This window comes from Bacillus sp. JJ634 (genome assembly GCF_036962285.1).
Classification (GTDB): Bacteria; Bacillota; Bacilli; order Bacillales; family DSM-1321; genus Peribacillus; species Peribacillus asahii_A.
The window spans coordinates 1-8,969 of record NZ_JBALMU010000204.1 but is presented as its reverse complement, the minus strand read 5'-3'; the positions used below and the strand labels follow the sequence as shown (position 1 = coordinate 8,969).

At 32.9% G+C, this 8,969-nt stretch carries 9 protein-coding genes; 7 read left to right on the top strand and 2 right to left on the bottom strand.

The features are described 5' to 3' along the window. Positions 1 to 97: 97 nt before the first annotated feature. Entirely contained in the window at positions 98 to 1,330 is a 1,233-nt protein-coding gene (locus V7068_RS21925) for a DEAD/DEAH box helicase family protein (protein ID WP_499714541.1), read from the bottom strand. Positions 1,331 to 3,561: 2,231 nt separating this feature from the next. On the opposite strand from V7068_RS21925, the gene V7068_RS21920 reads away from it, so the two are divergent. The 5 genes from V7068_RS21920 to V7068_RS21900 are packed head-to-tail and all read left to right on the top strand — an operon-like array spanning position 3,562 to position 5,616. Then, positions 3,562 to 3,798, top strand: coding sequence for a helix-turn-helix domain-containing protein (locus V7068_RS21920; protein WP_499714540.1), 237 nt, complete (start codon positions 3,562 to 3,564; stop codon positions 3,796 to 3,798). Positions 3,799 to 3,801: 3 nt separating this feature from the next. Next, on the top strand, positions 3,802 to 4,209 hold the full coding sequence (locus V7068_RS21915) for a hypothetical protein (RefSeq protein ID WP_499714539.1): 408 nt from the start codon (positions 3,802 to 3,804) through the stop codon (positions 4,207 to 4,209). 12 nt (positions 4,210 to 4,221) lie between these two features. Then, positions 4,222 to 4,731 carry a hypothetical protein gene (locus V7068_RS21910; RefSeq protein ID WP_499714538.1) on the top strand — a complete coding sequence of 170 codons (510 nt, stop codon included), beginning with the start codon at positions 4,222 to 4,224 and terminating at the stop codon, positions 4,729 to 4,731. After that, the gene (locus V7068_RS21905) at positions 4,731 to 4,973 is read left to right on the top strand and encodes a hypothetical protein (protein WP_499714537.1); all 243 of its coding nucleotides are present in this window, start codon (positions 4,731 to 4,733) and stop codon (positions 4,971 to 4,973) included. The genes V7068_RS21910 and V7068_RS21905 overlap by 1 nt, the downstream gene beginning before the upstream one ends. Position 4,974: 1 nt before the next feature. Beyond that, positions 4,975 to 5,616, top strand: a complete 642-nt coding sequence (locus tag V7068_RS21900) for a hypothetical protein (protein WP_499714536.1) — start codon at positions 4,975 to 4,977, stop codon at positions 5,614 to 5,616. A 366-nt stretch (positions 5,617 to 5,982) separates the two neighbouring features. On the opposite strand, the gene V7068_RS21895 is transcribed toward V7068_RS21900, so the two are convergent. After that, complete coding sequence (locus V7068_RS21895; RefSeq protein ID WP_499714535.1) at positions 5,983 to 6,297, bottom strand: hypothetical protein; 315 nt, start codon at positions 6,295 to 6,297, stop codon at positions 5,983 to 5,985. A gap of 124 nt (positions 6,298 to 6,421) precedes the next feature. Between V7068_RS21895 and dcm the strand changes: the two genes are divergently transcribed. Both dcm and V7068_RS21885 read left to right on the top strand, forming a co-directional pair. Then, positions 6,422 to 7,411: a DNA (cytosine-5-)-methyltransferase gene (gene dcm, locus V7068_RS21890; RefSeq protein ID WP_499714534.1), complete on the top strand. Its 990-nt coding sequence runs from the start codon at positions 6,422 to 6,424 to the stop codon at positions 7,409 to 7,411. Beyond that, positions 7,398 to 8,576, top strand: coding sequence for a type II restriction endonuclease (locus V7068_RS21885; protein ID WP_499714533.1), 1,179 nt, complete (start codon positions 7,398 to 7,400; stop codon positions 8,574 to 8,576). Before dcm ends, V7068_RS21885 begins: the two co-directional genes overlap by 14 nt. Positions 8,577 to 8,969: the final 393 nt, after the last annotated feature.

Sequence of the window (8,969 nt, the reverse complement as noted above, 5' to 3'; positions counted from 1 at the left end):
TTATTGATACAGAAATTAATTAAAAGGTATGCTGATTATTTAGCATACCTTTTATCTTTAGGTCTTTTATGATTGTTATCAATAGTAGCCTATTTACTTATAAATTACTATCAAGATATTCCTGTAAGATGGTTCTCATGCGATTACTTGGAATATACAGATTAATGGGTTTGCCTGTTCTTATTTGACTTCTCCAAATCCATTGAATCAACTCGGATAAAGCGTATAAATCCTGATTAACTTCAACATCACGTGATTTAAAAAATTTGTACTTATATGGATTCATGAATCGGTTAATTACGTAAGCTAAAGATTCTTTATGCTGATAATCGTTTGTAGCACGTGCATTGTGTGAAACAAACCCTTTTGTATAACCTTTACCCTTTAGCTTGTTTTTATGTGCTTTATAGCTTGTCCACATGTTTAACGTTGTAGGTGTTTTTGCGTTGTTTCTGAAGTATGAGTATAGATTCTTCTTCATCTTTTCAACTAGTGATTTATTTTTTTCTTTTTCATACCATGAAACAGACAAAGAAAAAGATTCTGTACCTATATCATTCAATGAACCCTCGTAAATGTTTATTAGCGACTTCAAAAGCGTTTTATCATAAGGTTCTTTGCTGGCATGGTCTACCAGTACATAAGTTTCATTCAGCTTTTGAATTGCTTTATAAGAATATTGAAGATCGTACATATCGTAATAGTATTTTTGTTCTTGGCACTGGAACAAATAGGTAAGAATATAAATTTCTTTAAAAGCTTGAAACGCTGGAACAGGGAACGACCAAAACAAAACAGTATTTTCAAAGTAAATCAAGTTTTCATTTTTGCAAAGGTTTTTAATTTCATTGTACTTTGTATTCTGATATTCACTATTATCATTCCAGCGAATAACGCCAGTTTCTTCTTCCACTGATACCATGTTACTATTCAGCAGTAATTTGAAATCATCTTTGTTAAGTGGAAACTCTTCCACAACATTCATTACCTCATCTAGAATCAAAGTGTAGTTGCTTACTTTCAAAAGTTCAATTAGTTCTTCATCAGCCATTCTGAATAATTGATGGGTACTTACAATATCACGTTCATTCAGAATAAGCTTCTTCAAGTTGTCTAGCTTCCCATTTCCTTTTTGTAATGGTTCAACAAAGTTTCTATTTGTAACAGATTCCTTCACACGTTGTACTTCTGATAGGAACGGTGTGATGTAAATGAATCTTTCATCTGTAGCTGCCTCATTCATGTACTGGATAGCCCACGAAGTTTTTCCACTTCCCATAATGCTATCAACTATATGTATGTTTGGCTGTTGTTGGGTTTGTTCTTGCATATCTATCTTTCCTTTCAGGTTGAATTGAATATTTACAAACCTTCAACACTGAAAAGGAAGGAATCAGACAATACTTTTCACTATTACAATTAATTCCATTGCATCATCACACTGATAACCAGCACAACAAAAGTGCTTATTATCTTCAGAAACCCAGTAATACCAATGGTTTGAAGCACCTTCCCTTAAAAGAAGATATATATATAAGGGTTATTAATAAACTGTACATTTAACCGTAATGAGTAAAGCGAAGATCGCTTTACCTGTTTAAAAAACTAACTGATTCATTAACTGAAATGAGTTCTGATAAAGGTGGGGATTATTCAGAGTAAAAAGAAAGATAAATAGATTGTTTCAAATAGCTTGGAGGGTTTACCCGAACAAGTGCGAAGCATTAAGAACGGTTCATACTATTCATTAATCATTATCTTCAGCTATATACCGTAATGGATGGAAGTTAACTGTAAAGGATGCATGTACTACAGTGTTAAATAATTTGAACAAGTAAAGTTATAGGTTAATACGTGTAGGGAAGTAAATGGGTTCAGGATAGGAACAGTTAGTATAGGTATGGAAGTAGGTGGTGCTGTTAATATGTGTCAATTGTGTGAACAAATACTGGTAAATCACTGAAAATGTACAGGTTGGGAACTGCTATATTTACCCATAGAATGAACCCCACGGACAGAAAGGAAATTCTATTCTCATTGTTTTCTCAATTAGATTTTATTGAATATTAATTTTCAAGTATCAGTACCTTCACCATATCCACCAGCAAGTACCTTCACTATAGCAACCTTCACTATATCCTTTATCGGTAGTTCAGCATTTTATCCGTTCGCAAAAGTAGACTTAAACGGACAGTATGGAATCCATGATTATTAGTTATAATCCAGTGTTCGTAAAATGTGATAAGGTGTTTATGGACGTTCATAAACTGTATATAACATTTACGAACTTTTGGTAAACGAACTATAAGAACTCATTGAATCAGTGGGGATATATCTGTTTTAAAGGTGGGGTGGTAGTCCATTTATTCAGGGTATACAGCTATTAAAGATAGTGCTGGTGTATTTGTATTCCTGATGGTATAGGAAGCTGGTAGAAGGGAAGCAGTAGCCTATACTGGTGTACCTGATGTACTGGATATAGTAGCACCTTCATCAGTATCAACTGAACCTTATTCAGCACCCTATTCAGCTTCTTCATATTCCAATAAGGAACACGAATAAATGATAGATTAAACAGTATTAAATCAGTATCAATTGCTTTATAGTTTCGTGTTTCGAGATGAGAACAGCTGGTTCGTGTTCCTGATTCAGATGATTAAATAAAGTTAGATCATAACTAAATGAACTGTTTTAGACTTCAAAAAGAATATTCTAAAAGCTTCTTCTTCAGCATCATCTTCAGCTGAATCAGTTTATAACAGTAATAAAAAATATATGTGAATTTGGAAGGTAGGGGTGCATGGGGGGACTACCCCACAAGGTTTCCGAGTTAAGGCTGGCTACAATATAAGCACAAATTTCAGTCCCTTCTGTTTTCTTCAGCAAGTTTAGGGAAGGACATAGCGAAGGATAATAGAGGGACATCGTGTCTCCCTATTCTTACGCTTTGGTTAGATAGTGAACTAAAGTAAATGGTGCTGGAACTTGTAAACGTTATCTTCAGAAGTACAAAGGGATGCATCTGTTAAAGATTCTTGATATCCCTGTTCAAGAAAGTTTAATCTCCTCTGTTAAAGATTTCTGCACATAACAATATCCAAACAAACAATAACCAGTACATCCAGTACATAATAAATACTTCTGATGAACAGCTGCCCCTATCCCATGAATTTCAGAATCCCTTTTTCATTATTCAGCTAACAAAATTTTAGAAAAATTTTTAATCTATCAATATTTTCCGTCTAGTTGTCTTACTTCAGCACCTTTTCAAGAACATATTAGTAAGGAAAGTTACTAGTGCTTGCTGGTACTTTTCAAATAAAAAATTAAATTTAAACGATTCCTAGAAATAGAAATCCTGTTTGGATTTAATACTTCTTTCCTTCATATGCTTATCAATTGCAAGTACATGGATTCCTTGTAATACTTCAGCCAAAAGTTAAAGGGTATGTATTTGTGCATGGATTGCTGGTTTATATCAGCAGTCCTTTTTCTATTTATCTATTATTCAAGAAATTTGAATTGAATTTATAAACCAACTCAAAGAAAGGGGTGCTGAACGTGTTGAATAAAAGACTAATCAAATATTGCAGATTTTTATCAGGATATACCCAAAAAGAATTAGCTTCAAAAGCTGGTGTTCATGATTCATTAATCAGTAAAGCTGAAGCTGGTGTTTTGAAATTACAACCACATACAGAACAGAAATTAATTGAAGTGTTTTCTGATGCTGGAATTGATATTCAGCTAGTTAAACAAGTTGATGAAATGATAATGAACGATAAAAAAGGGGTGTAACCAGTGATAAACAACGAAGCAGCCATTCAGCAAAATCTAAAATACATCAAGAAATCACTAGAATCTAACACACATCAGGCACAACAGCCAATACTTACATTAATGATTTCTGAAACAATTCAGCTAGTACGTGAAACTAGTTTCATATACGAAGTGCCATTGAATAACAATACCCATATTGAACATTTCAGAAGTTACGCAAATCGTGGTTTAAAGGCAAAGGCCTCACTAATTGCAGATATGGAAGATTTACAAATGGAATTGAAAAAAGGAAATGTAAAACGGTGTTTAGCCGTTATTGATGGGATGTTATCCAGCGATCTTTACACGAATCCAGTTAAAAACAAAATTTCAAAATGGGTTCCATTACGAAACGTTGGATTGAAAACTAAACAAATAATTGTGGAATAAGGGGGAAATGAAATGGCAAACAATGCAAAAAGTAAAGCTGAAGAACTAGTAATGGCAATCGAAAAACCTTTAACAGTGTCGGATAAGGAAGCACACTTAGCTAGATTATTTGTGAAAGCAAAGATGCTGGAAGGATTCAATGTAACTAATTTTTGTTCTGAAAATCGTATCTCAACAAAGACATGGTACGCATATATGGAAAATCCTGATTTTAAATACTATCTGAATGAAGTGCAAAACGCTATCATTCCTGATGATGAAAGGGAAGCTTATCAGCGTGTAAAAAAGAAGATTCTTCAAATCGCTTATAAACAGGATTCAAGTATCAAAGAAATCGAGTTATTTACAAATACATTTTCTTATTTGGTGGAAGCTGATAAGCGTGAAAGAATGAATGCTTTAGGGTTAACTGATGAACATAAACCAAATACAGAAAAATCTATCGAACAGAAAAAAGCTAGTTTACTAGGTAGGTTAATGGGAACACCAAACCAAACAACAAACAAAGGGGAAGATGAATAATGGCTTACAATAACGAAGGTTATTCACTAATTTCACAAGGATATGATGAAATCAGAAAAGCAAAGGAAGCTGAAAAACAAGCTGATATTAAAAATGAACAGGAAAAACAGATACTTGAAAAGGAAAAAGCAGCTGAAGCTTCAGAACAACCAAATCTATCAACTGAAGAACAGGTTGATTTACTTACAAAAGCAGTTGCTGAACTCACTCTAAAACTGGATGCACTGAAAGGGGATAACTAATATGAAAGTACTAGACAAACTATTTAACAAAGCAGATCAGACTGAAGCACGTTATCAGAAAGCATTGGAATCTAAAGAAGAATCATTGATTGCTTTACAGGCCGAACTATCTGAAAAACAGTTCCTTTTAAAGGATATGCATAAAATGAAGTTATTGGGTGATATTTCAGAAGCAGCATATGATAAAGAAAAGGAAGTAGTAGATAAGCTTCAGAAAAAAGTTGCTGAATCCCAAAAGGAACTTGAATTGATTCAGGAATATGAAACTGAAGATGTAAAAAGCATCATTGAAGAACTAGATGAAGCGAAAGCCAAACACCGCAAAGAACATAATGCAGAACTTCATGCATTGAAAACTGAACTTCTTGAAGCAAAACTTGCTTATGTTGAAAAGATGGTTGAAGTAAGCGAAAAATATAATAAACTTGTGAATCCTGAACGCAAGCTTGATGCATTAAAGATTAAAGCTGGTATAAAGAAAAATTCATATGTATCAGGTACACATGATGCTTTATCTATGATTTCAGTGCCTAATGGTGGTTATGAGAATTTACGAGTTGAACAGAAAGATATTTATGATGCACTTGAATACCAACGAACTTCTTCACAATTGAAGCTGTTGATTGAAAAATATAAAGCATAATTGAATATTAATATACAAAATCAAAAAGCACTTGATTGGAATTTATCCTTTCGAGTGCTTCTTTTTTTGCCTATTTATCTTTAAGCTGTTCAGCTGCTTCTTCAGATTCTTCAATGTTATCTTTAAATATTTCCTTCGATAATACATTTCATCAGCATCTTCAGCAAAACAAAATATACAACGTATTACAAACCGTTTGTTATGGGGTTGTATCCCCTCGATAGTATACGTTTAAACGTACACATTAATAGTATTAACGTAATTCCTCTTAATCCTGATTACCTGATGTAATTGCTTCAATATTCAAAAAGCGAACATATAAAAAGCACTTGTTTCGGTAAATTTACTGAATCAGGTGCTTCTTTTTTATTTGCTGTTTTCAACAGATTGAAAAACGCTTCTCAAATATTTAACTTCAAAGTTTTCAGTTCTTGATAATTCATTTAAGAGTTGCCAAGTAAATTCATCTGCTGGTTCACTTTCCATTAATATGTAGTCTATTTCAGAAAGTGGCTTTTGAAGTAATTCGAAAAGTTCACTTTGATTTTCAAAGCTATCCACAAATACACCTTTGATAATGTATTTAGCTTTAAGATTATTAATCACTGATTCAATATTTTCAACAGCTATATCGTAGCTTTCATTTTGTTTAAGTTGATAATAAACTACCAAATTTTTCACTCTAAAACCTCCCTGTACTAAGGGGTGAAAGCACCAATAATATGGTATCATAAATTTCACCCATAATTCAATTTAGTTTGTTATAATTAGTTTTATTAAGGACAAGTGTTCGGAGGGGTTATTAATGTTATATCAGTTTATAGATTTATTTGCTGGTATTGGTGGTATTCGACAAGCGTTTGAACCGTATGGCACTTGCGTTTTTAGTTGTGAGTGGGATAAAAAAGCACAAGAAACTTATTTTGCCAACTTTGGTGAACGACCGCATGGTGATATTAGAAGTCTTGATGAAAAAGAAATCCCAAAGCACGATATATTGTTAGCTGGTTTTCCTTGCCAACCGTTCAGTATTGCGGGAGTAAGTAAGAAAAATTCATTAGGTAGGGAACATGGTTTCTTGGATGAAACACAAGGTACCCTTTTTTTTGATATAGCAAGAATAATCAAGGAACATCAACCACAAGCATTTTTGCTTGAAAATGTTAAAAATTTGCGAAGTCATGATAAAGGAAAAACTTTTAAAGTAATTAAGAATATCTTGGAAAATGAACTGGGTTATACAGTTTATGATGAAGTGATTAATGCTAAGGGATTAGTACCTCAGAATAGGGAACGTATCTATATTGTCGGTTTCAAAAAAAGACTAAAATTTGATTTTCCAAAAGTACCTAAAGATGGACCAGCACTAAAAACAATATTAGAAGATCACGTGGATGAAAAATACACTTTAAGTGATAAGTTGTGGTCATACTTACAAAGTTACAAAGAAAAACACGCAAAAAAGGGTAATGGCTTTGGCTATGGTTTAGCTGATTTAAACTCAAATAGTCGAACACTTTCAGCAAGATATTATAAAGATGGAAGTGAAATATTAATTCCACAAGAAGGAAAAAATCCTCGTCGCTTAACACCAAGGGAATGTGCAAGATTGCAGGGATTCCCTGAAAGCTTTCGAATTGTAGTTTCAGATACTGCTGCTTATAAACAGTTTGGGAATAGTGTTGCAGTTCCAGTTGTTAGATTAATCGCTGAAAATATGATTCAAGCAATTGAACGAAACGAATTAATCGCAGATACGGTGGAAGAGGGACGTGTGGATTATGCAATCAAGTGATAAATTATCAAAAGCAATAGATACGGCTAATAAGTTTGGTCGTTTCTATTGTAAATTTATTTCTGCTAATGATGTCGGATTAACAAAAGCACATCAAGAAGGGTTATATATATCTGTACACGCTTCGAAGTTATTTTTTGATACAGAAGGACAACGTGGTGAAAATAAAGACCATATAATTAAAATTCATATAGATGGTTATAAATCTTTTGAAAGCCGTGCAATATGGTATGGAAACAAGACAAGAAAAGAATACAGATTAACAAGGTTTTGGACGAACTCACCATACAATAAACATGAACAAGTAGGGAATCTAATAATTTTTATTCAAGCAAGTATAGATGATTTTTACTGCTTTTTATTAGAGGATGAAGAAGATATTGAAACTTTTCTCGGAACGTTTTCTATATCACTTGTGAAGAATAGTGCAGTATATGGTATACATACAGATGAAAAAGAAACTAAAACTGGATTGAAGTTACACCAAGCAATTACAGAATATTCATTGGCATTTAATAGTGATTTTCCACCAACAATACATTTAGCAGAAAAAGCTAGGGAACTTTATCATAGTATACTTCGTGGAAATCTTTCCAATCCTGATAAAGCATTGGTTCGTTGGGTTGATCTTGAATATGATATATTCAAAGCAATTGAGAAAAGTATATATAAACCTCACTTAACTGAACCATTTGGTGAGTTAGAACCATTGCTTGAATTTGCGAGTAGTGCTTTGAATCGAAGGAAAAGTCGTGCTGGAAAGTCTTTGGAACATCATATTGATTTTATGCTAACCAGCTTTAGCATTCCATTCAGTCATCCGGGGAAAACTGAAGGAAAGAAGAAGCCAGATTTTTTACTTCCATCTAATGCTGCTTATGCTAATATTTTGTATGATGAAAAAAATCTTACTTTCTTAGGTGCAAAAACAACATGCAAAGATCGTTGGCGACAAATATTAAATGAAGCAGATAGAATACCAGTTAAGCATCTTTTAACGCTTCAGCAAGGTATTACAAAAAATCAAATGGAAGAAATGCAAGAAGAAAAAGTAGTACTTGTAGTACCGGAACCATACCATAACTATTATCCATCTGAATATAAGGACAGACTTATGAGTGTCGGAACTTTTATAGAGTATGTGAAAGAAAAATATGCGGTTTAATAGGTTACTTTCTTTTGATTTTGAAGTTGGTTAAATGCCAGCTTCTTTTTGTTTACAGATTATATGAAGTTTAAATAGCACTGAAGCTTGTTATATTGAACCGTTGTTTAGCTAAACAAAGTTAATTTGCTTGTATGCTTCACCAGCAACACTACTTTTCACAAAATAACAGTTTGTTTCAGTTAAGACATAGTAAAAGGTGAAATCAATTGACGTAAATTTGTGGAAATACTATAATGAAGAAAATAGTGATTATTAACCAACTATTAAACAAATTACATACCAATAAATAGATGATACTTTCAAAAAGGTAAACGGTTCAAATTGCTGATTTATCGGTGGCTATACGGTCAGTATGACAAAAGCTAAACCGACGAATTCTGAATTTATTGC

Bases quoted from the DNA above. Each gene is read 5' to 3' on its own strand.
- V7068_RS21925 (WP_499714541.1), bottom strand. From the start codon at position 1,330: ATGCAAGAACAAACCCAACAACAGCCAAACATACATATAGTTGATAGC.
- V7068_RS21910 (WP_499714538.1), top strand. From the start codon at position 4,222: ATGGCAAACAATGCAAAAAGTAAAGCTGAAGAACTAGTAATGGCAATC.
- V7068_RS21905 (WP_499714537.1), top strand. From the start codon at position 4,731: ATGGCTTACAATAACGAAGGTTATTCACTAATTTCACAAGGATATGAT.
- V7068_RS21900 (WP_499714536.1), top strand. From the start codon at position 4,975: ATGAAAGTACTAGACAAACTATTTAACAAAGCAGATCAGACTGAAGCA.
- dcm (WP_499714534.1), top strand. From the start codon at position 6,422: ATGTTATATCAGTTTATAGATTTATTTGCTGGTATTGGTGGTATTCGA.
- V7068_RS21885 (WP_499714533.1), top strand. From the start codon at position 7,398: ATGCAATCAAGTGATAAATTATCAAAAGCAATAGATACGGCTAATAAG.